This is a genomic window from Variovorax durovernensis (assembly GCF_977011995.1).
The window spans coordinates 2203145-2223212 of sequence record NZ_CDRNCW010000001.1; the positions used below are offsets into that span (position 1 = coordinate 2203145).

19 protein-coding genes are annotated in these 20068 nt (G+C 67.8%); 13 read left to right on the forward strand and 6 right to left on the reverse strand.

Features of this window, described 5'->3' with window-relative positions; translation table 11 throughout:
* Positions 1-19 precede the first annotated feature (19 nt).
* Genes mobB through moaD form a run of 3 tightly spaced genes read left to right on the forward strand, consistent with a single transcriptional unit; the run spans position 20 to position 2104 of the window.
* Positions 20-565, forward strand: coding sequence for a molybdopterin-guanine dinucleotide biosynthesis protein B (mobB, locus tag ACWV14_RS10515; RefSeq protein WP_454906901.1), 546 nt, complete (start codon positions 20-22; stop codon positions 563-565).
* A complete protein-coding gene (locus ACWV14_RS10520; protein ID WP_454906899.1) occupies positions 558-1844 on the forward strand; it encodes a molybdopterin molybdotransferase MoeA in 1287 nt (428 codons plus the stop codon). The genes mobB and ACWV14_RS10520 overlap by 8 nt, the downstream gene beginning before the upstream one ends.
* Positions 1845-1852: 8 nt before the next feature.
* Positions 1853-2104 (forward strand): molybdopterin converting factor subunit 1, encoded by a 252-nt coding sequence (gene moaD, locus ACWV14_RS10525; protein ID WP_081270455.1) that lies wholly within the window; start codon positions 1853-1855, stop codon positions 2102-2104.
* On the opposite strand, the gene dapA is transcribed toward moaD, so the two are convergent.
* Entirely contained in the window at positions 2091-2984 is an 894-nt protein-coding gene (gene dapA / locus ACWV14_RS10530) for a 4-hydroxy-tetrahydrodipicolinate synthase (RefSeq protein WP_454906897.1), read from the reverse strand. The genes moaD and dapA overlap by 14 nt on opposite strands.
* Before the next feature lie 260 nt (positions 2985-3244).
* Between dapA and ACWV14_RS10535 the strand changes: the two genes are divergently transcribed.
* Positions 3245-3721, forward strand: a complete 477-nt coding sequence (locus ACWV14_RS10535) for a molybdenum cofactor biosynthesis protein MoaE (protein WP_454906895.1) — start codon at positions 3245-3247, stop codon at positions 3719-3721.
* On the opposite strand, the gene ACWV14_RS10540 is transcribed toward ACWV14_RS10535, so the two are convergent.
* Positions 3718-4713, reverse strand: a complete 996-nt coding sequence (locus tag ACWV14_RS10540) for a Bug family tripartite tricarboxylate transporter substrate binding protein (RefSeq protein ID WP_454906893.1) — start codon at positions 4711-4713, stop codon at positions 3718-3720. The genes ACWV14_RS10535 and ACWV14_RS10540 overlap by 4 nt on opposite strands.
* A gap of 138 nt (positions 4714-4851) precedes the next feature.
* On the opposite strand from ACWV14_RS10540, the gene clpB reads away from it, so the two are divergent.
* The 5 genes from clpB to ACWV14_RS10565 all read left to right on the forward strand — a co-directional run bounded on the left by clpB (position 4852) and on the right by ACWV14_RS10565 (position 10194).
* Entirely contained in the window at positions 4852-7473 is a 2622-nt protein-coding gene (gene clpB / locus ACWV14_RS10545; RefSeq protein ID WP_454906891.1) for an ATP-dependent chaperone ClpB, read from the forward strand.
* Positions 7474-7482: 9 nt separating this feature from the next.
* Positions 7483-7812 carry a hypothetical protein gene (locus tag ACWV14_RS10550; protein WP_422085833.1) on the forward strand — a complete coding sequence of 110 codons (330 nt, stop codon included), beginning with the start codon at positions 7483-7485 and terminating at the stop codon, positions 7810-7812.
* 109 nt (positions 7813-7921) lie between these two features.
* A complete protein-coding gene (locus ACWV14_RS10555; protein ID WP_454906889.1) occupies positions 7922-9106 on the forward strand; it encodes an acetyl-CoA C-acyltransferase family protein in 1185 nt (394 codons plus the stop codon).
* Positions 9107-9111: 5 nt separating this feature from the next.
* On the forward strand, positions 9112-9519 hold the full coding sequence (gene arfB / locus ACWV14_RS10560; RefSeq protein WP_422085835.1) for an alternative ribosome rescue aminoacyl-tRNA hydrolase ArfB: 408 nt from the start codon (positions 9112-9114) through the stop codon (positions 9517-9519).
* Between the two features lie 93 nt (positions 9520-9612).
* Complete coding sequence (locus tag ACWV14_RS10565; RefSeq protein ID WP_454906887.1) at positions 9613-10194, forward strand: DUF3299 domain-containing protein; 582 nt, start codon at positions 9613-9615, stop codon at positions 10192-10194.
* Between the two features lie 10 nt (positions 10195-10204).
* On the opposite strand, the gene ACWV14_RS10570 is transcribed toward ACWV14_RS10565, so the two are convergent.
* From ACWV14_RS10570 to ACWV14_RS10585, 4 genes are all read right to left on the reverse strand, one after another.
* The gene (locus tag ACWV14_RS10570) at positions 10205-11089 is read right to left on the reverse strand and encodes a LysR substrate-binding domain-containing protein (protein WP_454906885.1); all 885 of its coding nucleotides are present in this window, start codon (positions 11087-11089) and stop codon (positions 10205-10207) included.
* Between the two features lie 8 nt (positions 11090-11097).
* A complete protein-coding gene (locus tag ACWV14_RS10575) occupies positions 11098-12825 on the reverse strand; it encodes a SulP family inorganic anion transporter (protein ID WP_454906883.1) in 1728 nt (575 codons plus the stop codon).
* 91 nt (positions 12826-12916) lie between these two features.
* A complete protein-coding gene (locus ACWV14_RS10580; RefSeq protein WP_454906881.1) occupies positions 12917-13369 on the reverse strand; it encodes a DUF2501 domain-containing protein in 453 nt (150 codons plus the stop codon).
* A gap of 88 nt (positions 13370-13457) precedes the next feature.
* The gene (locus tag ACWV14_RS10585) at positions 13458-14813 is read right to left on the reverse strand and encodes a M20/M25/M40 family metallo-hydrolase (protein ID WP_454906879.1); all 1356 of its coding nucleotides are present in this window, start codon (positions 14811-14813) and stop codon (positions 13458-13460) included.
* 139 nt (positions 14814-14952) lie between these two features.
* On the opposite strand from ACWV14_RS10585, the gene ACWV14_RS10590 reads away from it, so the two are divergent.
* From ACWV14_RS10590 to ACWV14_RS10605, 4 genes are all read left to right on the forward strand, one after another.
* Positions 14953-15846, forward strand: a complete 894-nt coding sequence (locus tag ACWV14_RS10590; protein ID WP_454906877.1) for a LysR substrate-binding domain-containing protein — start codon at positions 14953-14955, stop codon at positions 15844-15846.
* A 46-nt stretch (positions 15847-15892) separates the two neighbouring features.
* A complete protein-coding gene (locus tag ACWV14_RS10595; RefSeq protein WP_454906875.1) occupies positions 15893-16414 on the forward strand; it encodes a sigma-70 family RNA polymerase sigma factor in 522 nt (173 codons plus the stop codon).
* 5 nt (positions 16415-16419) lie between these two features.
* Complete coding sequence (locus tag ACWV14_RS10600; protein WP_454906873.1) at positions 16420-17409, forward strand: FecR domain-containing protein; 990 nt, start codon at positions 16420-16422, stop codon at positions 17407-17409.
* 98 nt (positions 17410-17507) lie between these two features.
* Entirely contained in the window at positions 17508-20060 is a 2553-nt protein-coding gene (locus tag ACWV14_RS10605) for a TonB-dependent siderophore receptor (protein ID WP_454906871.1), read from the forward strand.
* Positions 20061-20068 lie beyond the last annotated feature (8 nt).

The following is a 20068-nucleotide window of genomic DNA, read 5'->3' on the forward strand; positions in this document are numbered from 1 at the left end:
CGCTCATGAAGGTCGTCGCATGAAGGTGGTCGGTCTGGCCGGCTATTCGGGCGCGGGCAAGACCACACTGCTGGAGCGCCTGATTCCGGCGCTCAAGCGGCAGGGGCTGCGCGTGTCGGTGGTCAAGCATGCGCACCACAAGTTCGACATCGACCATCCGGGCAAGGACACCTGGCGCCACCGCCAGGCCGGCGCCTTCGAAGTGGTGGTGGCGTCCGACCAGCGGCTGGCGGTGATGCGCGAGTTCGAGGTACCTGTCGAGCTCAGCGTTCACCAGCTGCTGGCCGAAGTGCATGCCGCGGCCGACTGGGTGCTGGTCGAGGGCTTCCGGCACAGCGACGTGCTAAAGATCGAGATCTGGCGCCAGCCCGCGGAAGGCGAGCCGGCGCGCCCGGTGCTCTATACCGATGACCCCTTCGTCACCGCCATTGCCACGGACGCGCCGGGCAGTCTGCCGTCGCCCACCGGGCGCCCGCTGTTCGACCTCAACGACGCCGAGGCCATTGCGAAGTGGTTGATCGACAGCGGCGACCGCTTCGAATACAACCCGGAACACCATGGCTGATTCACCCGTTCCCTTCTCCGCTTCTTCGTCGCGTCCGCCGCTGATGCCGCTGAACGAGGCAATCGCCGTCCTGCTCGCGAAGGCGCAACCGGCGCTGCCGACCGAGAGCGTCGTCACCTTCGACGCCGACGACCGCGTGCTGGCGCAGGACCTTGTCTCCGGCCTCACGGTGCCGCCGCGCGACAACAGCGCGATGGACGGCTATGCCGTGCGCGTGGCCGACTGCGCAGCGCCGGGGGCCGAACTGAAGGTAGCGCAGCGCATTCCCGCGGGCACCGTCGGCACGCCGCTAGCGGCAGGCACGGCGGCGCGCATCTTCACGGGCGCGCAGATCCCCGAAGGCGCCGACGCGGTCGTGATGCAGGAAGACACGGCCGCCACGCCGCAGGAGGGCGGCCTGGGCTCGGTGCGCATCGCCATCGTGCCGGCAGCCGGCCAGTGGATTCGCCGCGCAGGGGAAGACGTGGCCTCCGGCGATGTCGTGCTCAAGAAGGGCGAGCGCCTCACGCCCGCCGCGCTTGGCCTGGCGGCCAGCATCGGCTTCCACAAGTTGCAGGTGGCCCGCAAGCCGCGCGTGGCCATGCTCTCTACCGGCGACGAACTGGTGATGCCCGGCGAGGTCGCACCCGACGCGATGAAGCCCGGCGCCATCTACAACTCCAACCGCTTCTTCATGCGTGCGCTGCTGCATCGCCTGGGCTGCGAGGTGAACGACCTGGGCATCGTGCCCGACAACCGCGAAACCACCATCGCGGCGCTGCGCGATGCGGCCGAGTCCAGCGACCTGATCATCACGACCGGCGGCGTGTCCGTCGGCGAGGAAGACCATATTCGCGCGGCGCTGCAGTCGCTTGGCGAGCTGCAGCTGTGGTCGCTGTCGATGAAGCCAGGCAAGCCTTTCGCCTATGGCTCCATCGCGCGCGGCAACGGGCAGGGCGCCTGCCATGTGACCGGACTGCCGGGCAACCCGGTGTCGAGCTTCCTGACTTTCCTGATGCTGGTGCGGCCCTTCCTGCTGACGCTGCAAGGCGCCACGCGTGTTGCGCCGGAGCCGGTGAAGATGCGCGCCGATTTCGACTGGCCGCGCGCCGACAAGCGCCGCGAGTTCCTGCGCGCGCGTCGCAACGCGGCCGGCGGACTCGAGTTGTTCGGCAACCAGAGTTCGGGCGTGCTCACCTCGATGGTCTGGGGTGACGGCGTGGTCGACAACCCGGCGGGGCAGACGATCAAGTCCGGCGACACCGTCGACTTCATTCCCTTCGCTTCGCTGCTGGGCTGAATCCGCTCATGAAAGTCCAGGTCCGTTATTTCGCCTCGGTGCGCGAGGCGCTTTCCAGCAGTGGCGAGGCCGTCGACACGAAGGCCGAAACACTCGCCGCCCTTCGCGACGAACTCATTGCAAGGGGCGGTGCCTACGCCACCGCGCTGGCCAGGGGCAGGGCGGTGCGCATGGCGCTCGACCAGGCGATGAGCGATGAAGCCGCAGCCCTGCACGAAGGCTGCGAGGTCGCTTTCTTTCCTCCGGTCACGGGCGGTTGAGCGAGGCGTCGAGCGCCACGAGGCGCTCGCGCAGGCTGTCGGACGCACGGGTCATCGGCGAGCGCAATTCATTCTGCATTTCGCCCGCGTGGGCGAGCAGCGCCTTCACCGGGCCGGGGTTCGGTTCTGCAAAGAGCATTTCCACCAGCGGCTGCAGCGCCTGCCACTCGGTGCGCGCCTCGGCCAGCCGGTTTTGCGCCATCAGCCGCACCAGTTGCACGAAGCGGCGCGTCTGCACGTTGCCGCTGGCCGCGATCGCACCCACGCCGCCTTCGGCCATGGTGCTGAAGATCTGGTGGTCTTCGCCCGTCAGCACCTGCAGCCGGCCATCGGCGATCACGGCGCGCGTCTTGGCCGTGTCGCCGCCGCAGTCCTTGATGCCGCGGATGCGCGGGTGCCCGGCCAATGCCAGCAGCGTATCGCGGGCGATGGTGACGCCGGTGCGGTAGGGAATGTCGTAGACCAGCACCGGCACCGTGCTGGCGTCGGCGATGGCGCGGAACCATTCGAGCAGGCCGGCCTGCGAGGGACGCACGTAGTGCGGCGCGGACACCAGCAGGCCTGCCAGCGGGCGCTCCGAGAGCTTGCGCGCCCATGCCGTGGCCTTGCCCAGGTGGTAGCCGGAAATGCCCATCACGACCGGCAGGCCGCCTGCGGCTTCCAGCACGGTGTCCAGCACGGCCAGTTGCTCGGCCTCGTCGAGCGCGGCGGCCTCGCCGGTGGAGCCGCAGGGTACGAAGCCTGTCACGCCGTCGTTCGCGAGCCGGCGGACCAGCGTGGCAAGCGCGGCGTGGTCCACGGCGCCATCGTGGAACGGGGTGACGAGGGCCACCCAGAAGCCGGAAAAGTCGGGGGTGGTTGGGTTTTGTTGTTGAGGCACGCGGGTTTCCTTTCAGGAATCGACCGATGGAAAGAACCATCGTCCGATGCGCGCGCAACCCAAGAGGGGCCAAAGCCTTGGCAGGTTCCGTCGCTCATCCGACGACGGAACCTCGGCTCCGGTCAGACGAGCTTTGGTTTTTTGGCTTTGTTGCTGCCCCGGTGCGCACGGCAGTCTTCGGGGTGCGAAGGCACCGGGAAGAGCGTGGGCGTGGCAAGGCAGGGCATCGGCACAGTCTATCGCGATGCCACAATTCGGACATGAGCGTTGCCCGTGTTTCGATCCAGACGAACGATTTCGACCTCTCGCAGGAGGTAGCCGCGTTGCGTGCCGGCGACAAACGCGTGGGTGCCGTCTGCAGCTTCGTCGGCATCGTGCGCGACCGCAATGACGGCAGCAGCGTTTCGTCGATGGAGCTGGAGCACTACCCCGGCATGACCGAGAAAGCCATCGAGGCCATGATCGACGAGGCGCACAGGCGCTTCGACATCCTCGGTGCGCGCGTGATCCACCGCGTCGGCCTGCTGCAGCCGCCGGACCAGATCATGATGGTGGCGGTGGTGTCGGCGCACCGCGGCCAGAGCTTCGAGGCCTGCGAGTTCCTGATGGACTACCTAAAGACCCAGGCGCCCTTCTGGAAGAAAGAGCAGACGCCCGAAGGCGCCCGCTGGGTCGATGCGCGCGTGGCCGACGACGCGGCGCTGGCGCGCTGGGGCATCAGCGCCCCGAATGCTTAAAGAGGCTTGAAGCCGCTGGACTGGATGATGCGTTCCCAGGTCTGCGTGTACGTGCGAACGCGGCCCGCGAACTGGCCCTGCGGCTCGTAGCCGACCGTCAGGCCCATCGTGGTGAGCTTCTGCTTCACGTCGGGCATGGCCAGCACCTTCTGCAGCGCGTCGCCGTACTTGTCGATGATCGGCTGCGGCGTGCCCACCGGCGCGAAGATGCCGTAGTAGGGCAGGTCGTCCAGGTTCGCGAAGCCCAGTTCGGTGAAGGTCGGCACGTTCGGGATCACGGCCTGGCGCTTGGCGCCGATGGAGGCCACGATGCGCACCTTGCCCGCCTTGTGGTTCTCGATGAAGTCCGGCACAGAAGCGATGCCCGCGGTGATCTGGTTGCCCAGCATGTCGGCCGTCATGGGCGCACTGCCGCGGTAGGGGGCGGGCTGCACGTCGATCTTGTACTTGTCCGAGATCATCTTCACCAGGAACTCGGGGATCGAGGCCGGTGCGGGGATGCCGATGGTTTCCTTGCCGCCCTTTTGGGTGCGGACCCACTTCACGTATTCGTCCATGGACTTGGCCGGCGTGCCGCCCGAGACGGCCAGCACGTTGGCGAAGGTGGCGAAGCCGGCCACGGGCACGAAGTCGGTGGCCGGGTTGAAGCCGGGGTTCTTCACGACCTGCGGCAGGATCGAGATGGTGTGGTCATGCGACAGGAACAGCGTGTGGCCGTCGGCAGGCGAAGACTTCAGCACCGTGGCCGCGATCTGCCCGCCCGCGCCCGCGCGGTTCTCGACCACCACGGGCACGCCCAGCACGTCCTTGAGTTTTTCGCCCAGCGTGCGTGCAATGGCGTCGGTGCCGGCCCCTGCCGGAAAGCCCACGAGCAGGCGGATGGGGGTGCCGCTTTGCGCCTGCGCAAGGCCGCACAGGCCCATGGCGGCTAGAAAGAGGACGGCGCCGATCGCCCGGCGGACCGGCTGAACGCGCTGCATTGAAAAAACCATGATCGACTCCATTCGAGAGAGGGAAATGCCTACGGGCAGGAAACGGGTCTTGTGCAATACCCGTGCCCAGTGCGCCGGCCTGGCCGGCAGCCTTGAATCGTGCCCGAACGGCCCTATTTTGGATGCAGGAATACCACCATGCGACAAGACAAACTCACCACCAAATTTCAGGAAGCACTGGGCGACGCACAGTCGCTCGCGCTGGGCAACGACAACGCCTACATCGAGCCGGCTCACTTGCTGGCCGCGATGCTGCGGCAGGACGATGGTCCCCGTGCCCTGCTGGAGCGTGCCGGCGTCAACGTGCCCGGCCTGTTGAACGGGGCCGAAGCCGCCATCAAGAAACTGCCGCAGGTGCAGGGCCACGACATCGTGCAGGTCGGCCCCGAACTCGGCAAGCTGCTGCAGGCCACCGAGAAGGAAGCCATCAAGCGCAATGACCAGTTCATTGCCGGCGAACTCTTCCTGCTGGCCCTGGCGGACAGCAAGGCCGACATCGGCAAGACCGCCCGCGAAAACGGCCTGAGCCGCAAGTCGCTCGAAGCGGCCATCGACGCCGTGCGCGGCGGCCAGGGCGTGAACAGCGCCGACGCCGAAGGCCAGCGCGAAGCCCTCAAGAAATACTGCATGGACCTGACCGAGCGCGCCCGCCTGGGCAAGCTCGACCCGGTCATCGGCCGCGACGAGGAAATCCGCCGCGCCATCCAGGTGCTGCAACGCCGCACCAAGAACAACCCCGTGCTCATCGGCGAACCTGGCGTGGGCAAGACCGCCATCGTCGAAGGCCTCGCGCAGCGCATCGTCGCAGGCGAGGTGCCCGATTCGCTCAAGGGCAAGCGGGTGCTGTCGCTCGACATGGCCGCGCTGCTGGCCGGCGCCAAGTTCCGCGGTGAATTCGAAGAGCGCCTGAAGACCGTGCTCAACGAGCTCGCGAAGGACGAAGGCCAGACCATCGTCTTCATCGACGAGCTGCACACCATGGTCGGTGCCGGCAAGGCCGAAGGCGCGATGGATGCGGGCAACATGCTCAAGCCGGCGCTCGCGCGCGGCGAGCTGCACTGCGTGGGCGCCACCACGCTCGACGAATACCGCAAGTACATCGAGAAGGACGCCGCGCTGGAGCGCCGCTTCCAGAAGATCATCGTGGGCGAGCCGAGCGTGGAGGCCACCATCGCCATCCTGCGCGGACTGCAGGAGAAGTACGAAGTGCACCACGGCGTGCAGATCACCGACCCGGCCATCGTGGCCGCGGCCGAACTGAGCGACCGCTACATAACCGACCGCTTCCTGCCCGACAAGGCCATCGACCTGATCGACGAAGCCGCGGCCAAGATCAAGATCGAGATGGACTCCAAGCCCGAGGTCATGGACCGGCTCGACCGCCGCCTCATCCAGCTGCAGATCGAGCGCGAAGCCGTGCGTCGCGAAAAGGACGAGGCCTCGCAGAAGCGCCTCGGCCTGATCGAGGACGAGATCGTCAAGCTGCAGAAGGAAATTGCCGACTACGACGAGATCTGGCAGGCCGAGAAGGCGCAAGCCCAGGGCAGCGCGCAAGTGCGCGAAGACGTCGACAAGATCAAGTTCCAGATCGAGGAATGGAAGCGCAAGGGCGACTTCAACAAGGTCGCCGAGCTTCAGTACGGCCAACTGCCCGCGCTCGAAAAGCGCCTGAAGGAAGCCGAGGCCAGCGAAGCGAACAAGGGCAAGTCCAGCGCCCCCACGCTGCTGCGCACCCAGGTCGGCGCGGAAGAAATCGCCGAGGTCGTGGCGCGTGCCACCGGCATCCCTGTCGCCAAGCTGATGCAGGGCGAGCGCGACAAGCTGCTGGTGATGGAAGACAAGCTGCACGAGCGCGTGGTCGGCCAGGACGAGGCCATCGGTGCGGTCGCCAACGCGATCCGCCGCTCGCGCTCGGGCCTGTCCGATCCGAACCGTCCCACGGGCTCGTTCCTGTTCCTCGGCCCCACGGGCGTGGGCAAGACCGAGCTGTGCAAGGCGCTCGCGGGCTTCCTGTTCGACAGCGAAGACCACCTGATCCGCATCGACATGAGCGAGTTCATGGAGAAGCATTCGGTCGCCCGCCTGATCGGCGCGCCGCCGGGCTACGTGGGCTACGAGGAGGGCGGCTACCTCACGGAAGCCGTGCGCCGCAAGCCCTACAGCGTGGTTCTGCTCGACGAGGTCGAGAAGGCCCACCCCGACGTGTTCAACGTGCTGCTGCAGGTGCTCGACGATGGCCGCCTGACCGACGGCCAGGGCCGCACCGTGGACTTCAAGAACACCGTGATCGTGATGACGAGCAACATCGGCTCGCCGATCATCCAGGCCATGGTGGGCAAGCCTTCCGAGGAGATCAAGGAAGCGGTGTGGGACGAGCTGAAGAACTACTTCCGCCCCGAGTTCCTGAACCGCATCGACGAGACCGTGGTGTTCCACGCGCTCGACGCGAAGAACATCGAATCGATCGCCGCGATCCAGCTCAAGGTGCTGCAGGCGCGGCTCGCGAAGATGGACCTGGGCCTGGAGGTGTCGCCGGCGGCGCTGGCTGAGATTGCCAAGGTCGGCTTCGACCCGGTGTTCGGCGCACGTCCGCTGAAGCGCGCCATCCAGCAGCGCATCGAGAACCCGCTGTCGAAGCTGCTGCTGGACGGCAGCTTCGGGCCGAAAGACACCATCGAGGTCACGACCGACCCGATCCGGTCGCCGGGCCAGTTCTCGTTCGCGAAGGCAGGGGAACCAACCGCAGCTGCTTCGGCCTAAAGTCGGATGATGAACTTCATTTTTCGCGTCATTCTTCTGCTCCTGGGGCTGGTTTTCGCGGCCAGCCTGGCCGTCGCGGTCATGCTGCTGGCGGCTGTGTGGGGTGTGCGCTATGCCTGGGGGCGTCTCACGGGCAAGCCTGTGAGCCCTTGGGTGATGCGCTTCAACCCGCGCTCGGGCTTCGACAAATTTCGCAATGCGGCACAGCCGGCCGAGCCGACCGCCGCCGACGTGGCCAATGCCCGGGCGCGCGGTGAATCGGTGGAGCGCCCGGTGCGCATTCGCGGCAGCGCCAGCGACGTGACCGACGTGTCGCCCAAGTCGGTCTCGCGCGGCTGAGACTGCGCTATTCCACGCGCGACAACCCGTCGCGCGGTTCGCCGTCAGAATCGTCCTCCTGCAGCCGCCGCTTCTCGCGGCTTTCGCTTTCATCCAGGAGAGACATTCCATGACTTCGCGCGACATCTTCGTGGTCGGCACCGCCCGCACCGCCATCGGCACTTTTGGCGGTGCCCTGAAGGATGTACCCAACACCCAGCTGGCCACCACGGCAGTGAAGGCCGCCATCGAGCGCAGCGGCGTGGCCGCTGACGCCATCGGCCACGTTGTGATGGGCAACGTGATTCCCACCGACGTGAAGGACGCCTACCTGAGCCGCGTGGCCGCCATCGATGCGGGCTGCCCCATCGAAACGCCGGCCTTCAACGTCAACCGCCTGTGCGGCTCGGGCCTGCAGGCCATCGTGTCGGCGGCGCAGGCCATCGCGCTGGGCGATTGCGACATCGCCATCGGCGGCGGCTCGGAGTCGATGAGCCGCGGCCCTTACTTCGACACCTCTGCGCGCTACGGCGCGCGCATGGGCGATGCGGTGCTGGTCGACTACATGCTCGGCATCCTTCACGACCCATGGGAGAAGATCCACATGGGCATCACCGCCGAGAACGTGGCGGCGCGCTACGGCATCACGCGCGAGCAGATGGACGAACTGGCCGTCACCAGCCAGCAGCGCGCGGCAGCGGCCATCGCGGCTGGCCGCTTCAAGGAGCAGATCGTTCCGGTCGAAGTGAAGACGCGCAAGGGCGTCGTGCTGTTCGACACCGACGAGCATGTGCGCGCAGACACCACCGTCGAGACGCTGTCGAAGATGAAGCCCGCATTCAAGAAAGACGGCCTCGTGACCGCCGGCAACGCCTCGGGCATCAACGACGGCGCTGCCGCCGTGGTGCTGGCTGCCGGCGAGAGTGTCAAGGCACGCGGCCTGAAGCCGCTTGCACGCCTGGTCGGCTATGCGCACGCCGGCGTCGAGCCCGCGTACATGGGCATCGGCCCGGTGCCGGCCACGCGCAAGGTGCTGGAGCGCACCGGCCTGAAAGTGAGCGACTTCGACGTGATCGAGTCGAACGAAGCCTTCGCGGCGCAGGCCTGCGCGGTCATCAAGGAACTCGGCTTCGACCCCGCCAAGGTGAACCCGAACGGCTCGGGCATTTCGCTGGGCCACCCGGTGGGCGCGACGGGCGCGATCATCACGACGAAGGCGATTGCCGAACTGCACCGCACGGGCGGGCGCTATGCGCTGGTCACGATGTGCATCGGCGGCGGGCAGGGCATTGCCGCCGTCTTCGAACGGGTCTGAGCGCTGTGCTGCGTCCGCCCGTCCTGATCGATCCCGACGAGGTCGAGATCAGCGCCATCCGGGCGCAGGGCGCGGGCGGGCAGAACGTCAACAAGGTGTCGAGCGCGGTGCACCTGCGCTACGACATCCCGGCGAGTTCGCTGCCCGCCGACGTGAAGGAGCGGCTGCTCGCGCTGCGCGACAGCCGCATCACGCAGGAAGGCGTGCTGGTGCTCAAGGCACAGCAGCACCGCACGCAGGAAATGAACCGCGCCGACGCCTTCGCGCGCCTGCAGGCTGTAGTCGACAGCGTGGCCGCGCCGCCGCGCGTGCGGCGCGCCACCAAGCCGACCTACGGTTCTAAGCAGCGCCGTCTCGAAGGCAAGAGCCAGCGCTCGCAGATCAAGAACCTGCGCGGGCCGGTGCGGGACTGAGCGCGCCGGCGCCTCGCCGGATGCCGAGGCCGGGCGGAGGGACAAAGCCGCAGCTTTATATGCCTGAAACATCGCCCCCGCACAATCAGGCGAATGAGAAGCCATATCGCACGCGTCCTGTTGTCGGCGCTTCTTTTGACACCGCTGGCCGTGCTGCTTGACGGCTGCGCGCCGGATGCAGCATCGGGGCAGGTTGCCAGCAACGCCGCGGCGCCCGAACTCAAATGGGAAGAGCTGATCCCCAAGAGCTGGGACCCGACGAAGCGCTACCGCAACATCAGCCTCGAGGCGCTGCGCGACAACGATCCCAAGGCCATCCAGATGCTCGACGAGATGCGCGCCGTCTGGGACAACGCGCCGGTCAACGTCGAACTGGACGGCAAGGCGGCCAAGCTCGCGGGCTTTGTCGTGCCGCTGGATGCTTCGCAGGAGGGCATCCGCGAATTCCTGCTGGTGCCGTACTTCGGCGCCTGCATCCACACCCCGCCGCCGCCCGCCAACCAGATCGTGCACGTGATCGCGCCCGGCCCCGTGAAGGGGCTGCATGCGATGGACACGGTGTACGTCAGCGGCACGCTGAAGGCGGCGCGCTATGCGTCGGCGGACATGGGCGTGAGCGGCTACGAGATTGCCTCCGCGGCGGTCGAGCGTTTCGTGCCCCGGCAGCCGCAGTGACCCGAGGCCCTCAAGCCATGCGCTGCGACAGGAAATCCAGGAACGATGTGATGCGCGCCGACAGCTGCGTGTTGCGGTAGTACACCGCGTTCACCGGTTGGCGCACGTCCACCGTGTCCTTGCCCAGCACCTGCACCAGTGCACCACTGGTTCGGTCGGCATGGGTCATGAAGTCGGCCAGGCAGGCGATGCCAACACCGGCCAGCGCCAGCTGGCGCAGGGTTTCGCCGCTCGATGCCACCACCGTCGGCGCGATGGTCCACTCGTCGCCGTGCGGACCTCGCAGCGGCCAACGGTTGAGCGACTCCGGCTGTGTGAAGCCGAGCAGTGCATGGCCGGCCAGCTCATCCACCTTGCGCGGCTTGCCGTTGGCTTCGAGGTATGCCGGGCTCGCGAGCACGCGCAGCCGGTGTGTGCCCAGCGGGCGCGCATGCAGTGTGGAATCGCGCAGCGGGCCGATGCGGATCGCGATGTCGGTGCGGCGCTCCAGCAGGTCGATGGGCAGGTCGTCGGTATCCAGCTCCAGGCTGATCTGCGGATAGAGCTTTCGGAACTCCGGCACCAGCGGCACGATGGCATGGAGCATGAATGGCGAGGCCGCGTTCACGCGCAAGCGCCCGGCGGGCTGCTGGCGGCGCGCGGCCATCTGCTCTTCGGCATCGTCGATCGCGTCGAGGATGGCACGCGTGCGCTGCAGGAAGGCGGCGCCTTCCTCAGTGAGCTCCAGCCGGCGCGTGGTGCGGCGCAGCAGCGTGGTGTCGAGCTTCTGCTCGAGCCGGCTCAATGCACGGCTGATGCCGGAGACCGTTTGCGCAAGCTGCTCCGACGCGGCAGTGATCGAGCCCGTGTCCACCACCGTGCGGAACGCAACCAGTTCTTCGATGGTGGTTTTCATGCGGCGTGTCAGGCGGCGGATTCGGTTTCGGCTGAAGCCACCGGTACGTCGATGCGCGGCATCAGCGCGGCGAGCGCCTCGCCGTCGGTGCGGTAGCTGAACAGCATCGGTCCCGGCGCGAGCAGGCCGGCGCGTTCCAGCACCTGCATCGCGGGCAGCTTCATTCCGCTCAGGTGCAGGCGGATGCCCCTGGATTCCATCATCCGGCGGATCGAGCCGAATACCTCGGCGCCGGTGATGTCGATGCGGTTGATGGGCTGCGCGAAGAGGCACACGTCGGTGAGCCCGGGCCGTTCGGCCAGCGCCACGGTGAGGGCGCGTTCGAGCGTGGAGGCCGAGGCGAAGTCGAGCTCGGCGTCCATGCGCAGCGCATAAAGCTGCGGCGCCAGCGGCGGCAGCTTCCAGAGATTGCGGTCGCGCAGGCTGCCGTCGGGGTGCAGGCCCACTTCGATGATGCGCGGATGCAGGTGGCGGTACATGTAGTGCGCCAGGGCGGCCAGCAGCCCGCCGAGCACGCCCCAGTAGATGCTGGGCGCGGTCGCGATGGTCAGCACGAAGGTGCCGAAGGCAATGCCCGCCTCGATGCGCGAAATGCGCCACAGCGCGGTGAAACTCGCCGGCTTCACCAGCCCGAGGATGGCCGTGACCACCACCGCCGCCAGCACCGCCTGCGGCACGTGATAGAGCAGCGGCATCAGCCACAGCAGCGCGCCGGCCACCACCAGCACGCTGAACAGCGTCGACCAGCCGGTCTGCGCGCCCGCATAGAGCGTGATGGCCGAGCGCGAGAACGACGAGCTGGTCGGGAACGCACCCGAGAAGCCCGAGGCCAGCTTGGCCAGGCCCTGGCCGATCAGGTCCTGGTTTTCGTTCCAGAGCGTGCCGGCGCGTGCGTTGTCGACCTTGGCGCTCGATGCGGTTTCCAGAAAGCTCACAAGCGTGATCATCAGCGCCGGCAGCACCAGCGCGCCGAGCGTGCCCATCGGCAGCAGGCCGGGCCAGTAGAAAGACGGCAGGCCCGAAGGCAGGCTGCCGACCACCGCGCCGCCCTGCAGCGCGTAGTCGGCCACCCAGCTGATGGCGGCCGCGCCGGCCACCAGCGCCATCGTGGTCGGAAAGCGCGGAAGCAGGCGCTTGCCGAGCCACAGCACCGCGATGCTGCCGAGCCCGAAGGCGATGGCCACCAAGTCGGGCAACGGGCCGCCGCGCAGTACCTGCGGAATGGTGCGGCCGGTGAAGCCCAGCAGCGCGGGCAGTTGCGAGATGGCGATCAGCACCGCCGCCCCTTGCGTGAAGCCGATCAGCACCGGCGAATTGACCAGCCGCAGCAGCCAGCCGAAGCGCCCCGCGCCCAGCACGATCTGGATGGCGCCGGACATCAGCGTGAGCCACACCGCCATCGCCACCCACTCGGCGCTGCCCGCCACCGCCAGCGGCGCGAGCGAGGCACCGACCAGCAGGCTGGTGAGCGCCGTGGGCCCCACCGACAGACGCTGCGACGAACTGAACATCACCGCGATCAGCGCCGGGAAAAGCGCGGCATACACGCCCGTCACCAGCGGCATGCCGGCCAGCGCGGCATACGCCACGCCCTGCGGAATGACCATCAGCGCGACGGTGATGCCGGCCATCGCCTCGTTGCGCAGCAGCGCGGCGGAGGGACGGGGCCAGGCAAGGCAGGGAACCCAGCGGGAGAGGCGCTGGCGCAGGGAAGGAGAGGTGGTGGCCGGATTCATGGATGACGGATGGCGCCCGCAACGGTGCTTGATGCCGCACGGGCGCGGAGAGCTTACGCGGCTGCGCGAAGCATTGGGAGCTGAGGCGTGCCTAGATCAGCGATGTTGCGTTCTTGAGAACGTAGTCGCAGGCTTTGGTCTTGAGCTTGGACGACAGGACCTTGAAGTTCAGCGTCTGCCCGTCGCCGCCCTTGAGCAGGCCCTTGGCGCCGTTGGCGAAGCCGGTTTCCTGGGGCTTCTGGCCGGTGATCTTGGCGAGCAGCTTGTCTTTCACCGAGGCTGCGTCGCCGCCCAGGTAGTTGTTCTTGACGCAGTACTGCAGCACTCCGGCTGCGTTGCCGATGGTGCTGGAGCCGATGGCGGGCATCTTGAAGCCGAGGTTGTTGCCCAGGCCGCCGAGCGCGGACCCGCCGGAGCCGCCTTGCGTGTTGGCGCTGGCGGCCTCGCCTGCCTTTTCCTTCAGCTGGTCGAGCAGGTTGTTGGCTTGCGCCGAGGCACCTGCCGCGAGCAGTGCCAGGGCGATGAGGGTGGAGCGGGCGTGCATGGTGTCCTCCTGTCGGTAAGCGTGATGGAAAGCGGCCATCAGCATACCGGAGACTTCCAGGGGCGAGGCCCCCTGGCACGCGCCCGGTTTACTTCGTGCGGGGCGGGCGCTTTTCCAGGAGCGGCGCACTCGTGCCTTGCACGCCGACCAGCCCTAGCACCGTCACCAGCGAGTTCTGCGCACCCTTCCAGCCGTCGGTCACGTCGATCCATTCGCTCAGCGCGTGGAAGCCGCCCGTCTTGCCGCCGCCGCCGATGATGATGGCTGGAATGCCCAGCGACATCGGCACGTTCGCGTCGGTGCTCGCGCCGGTCAGCAGCGTCTTGTGGCCGAAGGCCGCGTTCGAGCGCGTGGCGGCCTCGACGATCACCGTGTCCGACTGCGTTCGGCCGCCCGGGCGGTCGCCGATGAGCTTGGTGCTCACGCTCAGCGTGTTCACGTTCCAGCGCTTGTTTTCCTCGACCACGGCCTCGTCGATGGCCGCGAGGATCTTCTTCTCGGTCTCCAGCAGCGGCGCCATTTCGTCGGAGCGGATGTCGACCGCCATGCGCGCGTCCGGCGCGATGGTGTTGACCGAGGTGCCGCCGCCGACCGTGCCCACGGTGAACGTCGTCTTCGGGAAAGTGGGCGTGCGCACGTCGGCGATCTTGGCAATGGCGCGGCCCATGCCGTGGATGGCGCTGGGCACCTGGCCGAATGCGCCGAAGCTGTGGCCGCCCGGGCCCTTGAAGGTCACTTCGTAGCGATGGCTGCCGGTGCCGAGCATCAGCACCGTGCCCTCGGGCGCGGGCTCGAGGCCGACCATGCCGTCGATGTCGAGGTTGTCGCGGAAGACGGCTTTCATGCCGCGCAGGTTGCCCAGTTCTTCCTCGCCCACGTTGCCGACGAACAGCAGGTCGCCCACGGTCTGGATCTTGTTGTCGTTCAGCACCTTGAGCCACGACAGCAGCACCGACAGGCCGCGCGTGTCGTCGGAGATGCCGGGCGCGTAGAGCTTGCCGTCGCGCTCCTTGACCTTCACGTCGGTGCCGGCGGGGAACACGGTGTCGAGGTGAGCCGAGATCAGCAGCTTCGGTCCGTTGCCCGTGCCCTTGCGCAGGCCGACCACATTGCCTTCGGCGTCGATCTTCGCGTCATCGAGGCCGAGGGCCTTCATGCGTGCGAGGAAGGCTTCGGCGCGCTTCTGTTCCTTGAACGGGGGCGCCTCGATCTCGGTGAGCATCTTCAGGTCTTCCACCGAGCGCGCGTGGTCGGCCTTCACCGCGTCCAGCAGTTTCTGGATCTGCGGCGACGCCATCAGCTGCGTGTAGGCCTTGTCTACCTCCGGGCGCACCTGCGCGGGCGTGGCCGCGACCGAGCCGGTCTGGGCATGCGCGAGGCCGGCGGCGGCGGACGCCAGGGCGAGGACGAGCGGGGCGAGGCGAAGAGACACAGGGCGAGGCATGGTGCGGGAATGTCCTTGAAAGAAAAACCGATGGAGGCAGAGACGCCGCCGGCGCGGCGTCGTCAATGATTCTTGCGGCTGTGCTAGGCGCGTGCTCTGGTTTAATCTTCCGCGTTGTCAGTTTTTCTAACGAGGGCCCATGCGCCGCCATATTCCCAGCACCCGCGCGTTGCTGATCTTCGACGCGGTGGCGCGCCATCACGGCGTGGGCAAGGCCGCGGAAGAGCTGTGCCTCACCCACAGCGCGGTGAGCCAGCAGTTGCGGCTGCTGGAGGCGCAGATCGGTGTGCGGCTGGTGCAGCGCACGGCGCGCGGCACCGAGCTGACCGAGCCGGGTCGGCGCTACCACGGCCAGATTTCCGGCGACCTGCTGCGGTTGCAGAACCACACGCTTGAGGCGATGGCGCAGCGCACCGACGGCCTGCGCCTGCTGGTGGGGGCGGTGCCGGTGCTGGCCCAAGGCTGGCTCACGCCGCGGCTGCCCGAGTTCATTGCGCAGCATCCGGGCTGCAGCCTGCATCTGCAGGTGTTTCCCACGTACCTCTACATGGAGGACCTTCCGTTCGACGTCGGCGTGCAGTACGACGACGCGGTGTGGCCCGGCGCCAATGCGCTGCCGCTGATGGGCGAGCCGTGCGTGGTGGTGTGCTCGCCGAAAGCCAAGGGCCGGGCGGCGATGGCGCGCGGCGACTTCCGTGCCGCGCCGCTGCTGCATCTGCGCACCCGCATGGGCGCCTGGGAGGAGTGGTTCGGCCAGGCGGCGAATGCGCGTGCGCCCGAGAACCTGGTGGCGGGGCACCGCTTCGACCTGTTCTCGTCGCTGGTCGCGGCGGTGCGCGCCGACCTGGGCGTGGGGCTGGTGCCTGAGTACTTCATCGAGCGCGAACTGCGTTCGGGCGAACTGGTGCTGGCCTGCCCGGAACGGGTGCCGTCGAGCCGTGGCTACAGCGTGTTCGTGGCGCCGAGCCGCACCGACGATGCGCTGGTCGGTGCCTTCGTCGAATGGCTCCTTGCGGCGGCGTCGATACAATGAGAACAGTTCTTATTTGTATAGAGGGCCTTCGCCCCTTCGAATCCGCGTGTCGCCTTCCTCCGCAGCGTCCATTGCCCAGTCCGCCTCGCACCAGCAGGTCGAGACGCTGTACGCCAACCACCACGGCTGGCTGCAGGGCTGGCTGCGCAAGAAACTGGGCAACGCCTTCGACGCGGCGGACCTGGCGCAGGACACCTTCCTGCGCGTGATGCGCGCGCCGGGGCTGGAACGCGTCGAAGAGCCGCGCGCCTACCTCACCACCGTCGCGCGCAACCTGCTCATCAACCATGTGCGCCGCCGCGCCATCGAGCAGGCTTATCTCGATGCGCTGGCGCTCCTGCCCGAGCCCATGGCGCCCGCGCCCGAAGTGCGGCTCATGGTGCTGGAGACGCTGGTCGAGATCGACCGGCGCCTGCTTGGCCTGCCCGTGCAGGCCAAGCAGGCCTTCCTGCTGGCGCAGCTCGAGGGCCTGGGCCAGGCGGAGATCGCCGCGGAACTTGGCATTTCGGTGTCGACCGTGAAGCGGCACCTGGCGAAGGCGGCGATGCGTTGCTTTTTCTCGGAGTAGGCCGGATGGCTTTCTCCGGAACCGACGGCGCGCCCGTCTCGCAGGCGGTTGCGCAACAGGCCGTGCAATGGTGGGTCGAGCTGCGTGAGAGCGACATCAGCGCCGCGCGGCTGACCCTGTGGCGGCGCTGGCGCGAGGCCGACGCGGCGCATGAGGCAGCGTGGCAGCGCATCGAGACCGTCGGCGGCCGGTTCGCGGACATTCCCACGCCGCTGGCCAGGGCCGTGCTGAGCACCCCGCCGGACTCGCTGCGCCGACGCCGCAGCATGCAACTGCTGACCGTGCTCGTGGTCGCCGGCGGCAGCGCGCTGGCCGTGCGCCAGTCCACGCCGTGGCGTGCATGGACGGCCGACCACGTCTCGGGCATCGGCGATCGGCAAACGGTGCAACTGCCAGACGGCGGCAGCGTGGTGCTCAACACCGACAGCGCCGTCAATGTCCGCTTCGACGCGGATCGCCGCGTGCTGCAGTTGGTGCGCGGAGAAATCCGTGTGCAGACCGCGCAGGACGCGCTGCGCCGTCCGTTCTTCGTCGAGACCGAGGCGGGCGCCGTGCGCGCCATCGGCACGCGCTTCACGGTGCGTGAACGGGGCAGCGAAGGTGGAGTCGACGTGGGCGTGCAGCAAGGCGCGGTAGAGCTGCGCCCCGCCGACGCGCCCACCGCGTCACGCATCCTCCAGGCCGGCGAGGCCGGGAGTTTCACGCGCACGCGGGCAATGTACGCCGGCGCGCTCGACAGCAATGCAGGTGCCTGGGCCGACGACGGCATGCTTGTGGTCTCGCGCATGCGCCTGGACGGCTTCCTGGCCGAAGTCGGCCGCTACCGGAAAGGGCGGCTGGGGTGCGACCCGGCTGTTGCCGGCCTGCAGGTGTCGGGCGCCTACCCGCTGGACGACACCGACCGCATCCTCGCGGCGCTGACTTCCTCGCTGCCTGTCGAGGTGCACACGTACACGCGGTACTGGGTCACGGTGCACGCCAGAAAAAATAAATGAGCTAGTTCGGCGGGGGTGCTTGTCAACGAAGGGAGGGGCGCGGATGCGTCGCCTCTTTTTCTTTTCTCGCCACTCACCTTTCCATCGAAGGCACTTTCATGCTTGAGCATTCCGGCCGGCCGACTTTCGCGCCGAACTCCTCCCGTTCGAACTCCAGTGGCAAGGCGCGCCTGCACGTGCTGGCCCTGGCCTCGCGGACCTTGTGTTTTGCCGCGGTGGCCGGCATGGTCGCGGCAAGCCTTGCGGCGCCGCGCACTTCGCTCGCACAGCAGGCAGGCTCGCGCAGTCAGGACGTGCGTCGCTTCGACATTCCCGCAGGCCCGCTCGAGGGCGTTCTCAACCGTCTGGGGCGCGACGCCGGCGTGCTCATCACCTTCGGCTCCCAAGTCACCGAGGGGCTGAGCAGCCGTGGCGTGAGCGGCAGCCACACGGTGGCCGAGGCGCTGTCCCGGGCGCTCGAAGGCACGGGGCTCGGTGCCGTCCCCGCGGCCAGCGGCGGCTATGCGCTGCGGGCCCTGCCGGGAGGCGCGCCCTCCGCTTCCGCCGAGGGCGCGGCAGCCACCATGGCCACCGTGACCGTCACGGCGGACGCCGTGCGCGATGCAAGAACCGACGGTACCGGAAGCTACACGGCCGGCCCGTCGTCCATGTCCACCGGCCTCGGCCTCTCCTTGCGCGATACGCCCCAGAGCGTGACCGTTGTGACGCGCCAGCAGATGGACGACCAGGGCGTCGTGAGCGTCTCCGACTTGATGAGCCAGAGCCCCGGCATCACCGTGCAGAGCTATGACAGCGACCGCTGGAGCTTCAGCGCCCGCGGCTTCGCGGTCACCAATTTCCAGTACGACGGCGTCGCCAAGGATTACGACGGCGTGTACGACTGGGGCGCCACCAACGGCGACCTGACGATCTACGACCGTGTCGAGATCCTCAAGGGCGCGACTGGCCTGATGAGCGGCACGGGCGACCCGTCGGCCACCGTCAACTTCATCCGCAAGCGTCCCACCGACCGTTTTGCCGGATCGGTAGCCGGCACGGTGGGCTCTTGGCACAACGGGCGCGGGGAGGTCGATCTGTCGGGGCCGCTTAACGCGAGCGGCAGCGTACGCGGCCGCTTCGTCGGCGCCTACCAGGACCGCGAGTCGTTCCTCGATCGCTATCGCCAGAAGAAAAGCGTGGCGTACGGCGTGATCGAAGCCGATCTTTTGCGCGACACCCTGCTCACGCTGGGCGCCGACTATCAGGACACCGACCCCCGCGACTCGACCTGGACCGGTTTCCCCATCTTCTACAGCGACGGCAGTCGCACCGATTTCAGCCGCTCGTTCAACCCCGCGACCGACTGGAGCCGACGCCAGATGCGAACGCGCAACGTGTTCGCCACGCTGGAACAGCGGCTGAACGACGACTGGCGCTTCAAGCTCAACGTGAGCAATCAGGAAAGCAAACACCGCTCGTTGCTCGGCTCTGCCAGCGGCGGCAACCCCGATCCGGTGACCGGCGACGGCATGTACCTGTTCTCGGGCGACTTCCGCGGCGACCGCACGCAGAACACCGTCAGCGCCAGCCTGAACGGCTCCTACAGCCTGCTGGGACGCAAGCACGAAGCGATGTTCGGCGCGTCCTGGTCGGACAGCAAGACGCACGGGCCGTGGTCCGAATCGCTCTATCCCATGCTGACGGGCAGCATCTTCAACTGGAACGGCGCGTTCGAGCAGCCGGCCTACCCGCCTATTGCCTCGTACTCGGAGCGCCGCCGCCAGAGCGGCGTGTACGGCGCCACCCGGCTGCGGCCGACCGATGCGCTGTCGGTGATCGTGGGGGCTCGCGTCAGCCGCGTCGTCGGCGGCGACGCCCGGGTCTTCAGCGACGGCGTCACGCCGGCGCTGGCCAGCAACTACCGGGAGAGCGGCGTGGTCACGCCGTATGCCGGCGTTGTCTACGACCTGAACGACACCTACTCGGTGTACGGCAGCTACACCAGCATCTTCTCGCCGCAGTCGCTGCTGGACGCCAACCGCCAGTTCCTGCCGGCCGTCGAGGGACGCGGCATCGAGGCGGGCATCAAGGCGGAGTACCTCGAGGGGCGCCTCAATGCGAGCCTGGCCGCGTTCCAGATCCGGCAGGACAACGTGGCGGAATACGTCGATTTCGTCGACGGCGCTTCGGTGTACCGCGCCGTGAAGGGCGTGACCAACAAGGGCATCGAGGCCGAGTTGTCGGGGCAGATCGCCACCGGCTGGAACCTGCAGGCGGGCTATGCCTACAACCATGTGCGCGACGCCAAGGGCCAGCGTGTCTACGGCGCGACGCTGATGGCCAGCCAGCCCGAACATGTGGTGCGGCTGTCGACCAGCTATAGGCTGCCCGGCGCATGGAACGCGCTCACGGTCGGCGGCGGCGTCAGCTGGCAGAGCGCCTTCTACGGCAAGGTGTGGAACCCGGCGGCGCAGGAGTACGCTGAGATCCGGCAGAAGGGCTATGCGCTGGTGAGCCTGATGGCGCGCTACCAGGTGAACAAGGCGCTGTCCGCCATGCTCAACATCCACAACCTGCTCGACAAGAAGTACTACGCGGGCATGGGCCTGTTCGAGACGGGCTTCTACGGCGAACCGCGCAACGTGACGTTGACGCTTCGCTACCAGTTCTGAGCCAGGAA

What these genes read in the sequence shown, in the direction of transcription:
- mobB (WP_454906901.1), top strand. Translation starts at nt 20, where the DNA reads ATGAAGGTGGTCGGTCTGGCCGGCTATTCGGGCGCGGGCAAGACCACA.
- ACWV14_RS10520 (WP_454906899.1), top strand. Translation starts at nt 558, where the DNA reads ATGGCTGATTCACCCGTTCCCTTCTCCGCTTCTTCGTCGCGTCCGCCG.
- moaD (WP_081270455.1), top strand. Translation starts at nt 1,853, where the DNA reads ATGAAAGTCCAGGTCCGTTATTTCGCCTCGGTGCGCGAGGCGCTTTCC.
- ACWV14_RS10535 (WP_454906895.1), top strand. Translation starts at nt 3,245, where the DNA reads ATGAGCGTTGCCCGTGTTTCGATCCAGACGAACGATTTCGACCTCTCG.
- ACWV14_RS10540 (WP_454906893.1), bottom strand. Translation starts at nt 4,713, where the DNA reads ATGGTTTTTTCAATGCAGCGCGTTCAGCCGGTCCGCCGGGCGATCGGC.
- clpB (WP_454906891.1), top strand. Translation starts at nt 4,852, where the DNA reads ATGCGACAAGACAAACTCACCACCAAATTTCAGGAAGCACTGGGCGAC.
- ACWV14_RS10550 (WP_422085833.1), top strand. Translation starts at nt 7,483, where the DNA reads ATGAACTTCATTTTTCGCGTCATTCTTCTGCTCCTGGGGCTGGTTTTC.
- ACWV14_RS10555 (WP_454906889.1), top strand. Translation starts at nt 7,922, where the DNA reads ATGACTTCGCGCGACATCTTCGTGGTCGGCACCGCCCGCACCGCCATC.
- ACWV14_RS10565 (WP_454906887.1), top strand. Translation starts at nt 9,613, where the DNA reads ATGAGAAGCCATATCGCACGCGTCCTGTTGTCGGCGCTTCTTTTGACA.
- ACWV14_RS10570 (WP_454906885.1), bottom strand. Translation starts at nt 11,089, where the DNA reads ATGAAAACCACCATCGAAGAACTGGTTGCGTTCCGCACGGTGGTGGAC.
- ACWV14_RS10575 (WP_454906883.1), bottom strand. Translation starts at nt 12,825, where the DNA reads ATGAATCCGGCCACCACCTCTCCTTCCCTGCGCCAGCGCCTCTCCCGC.
- ACWV14_RS10580 (WP_454906881.1), bottom strand. Translation starts at nt 13,369, where the DNA reads ATGCACGCCCGCTCCACCCTCATCGCCCTGGCACTGCTCGCGGCAGGT.
- ACWV14_RS10585 (WP_454906879.1), bottom strand. Translation starts at nt 14,813, where the DNA reads ATGCCTCGCCCTGTGTCTCTTCGCCTCGCCCCGCTCGTCCTCGCCCTG.
- ACWV14_RS10590 (WP_454906877.1), top strand. Translation starts at nt 14,953, where the DNA reads ATGCGCCGCCATATTCCCAGCACCCGCGCGTTGCTGATCTTCGACGCG.
- ACWV14_RS10600 (WP_454906873.1), top strand. Translation starts at nt 16,420, where the DNA reads ATGGCTTTCTCCGGAACCGACGGCGCGCCCGTCTCGCAGGCGGTTGCG.
- ACWV14_RS10605 (WP_454906871.1), top strand. Translation starts at nt 17,508, where the DNA reads ATGCTTGAGCATTCCGGCCGGCCGACTTTCGCGCCGAACTCCTCCCGT.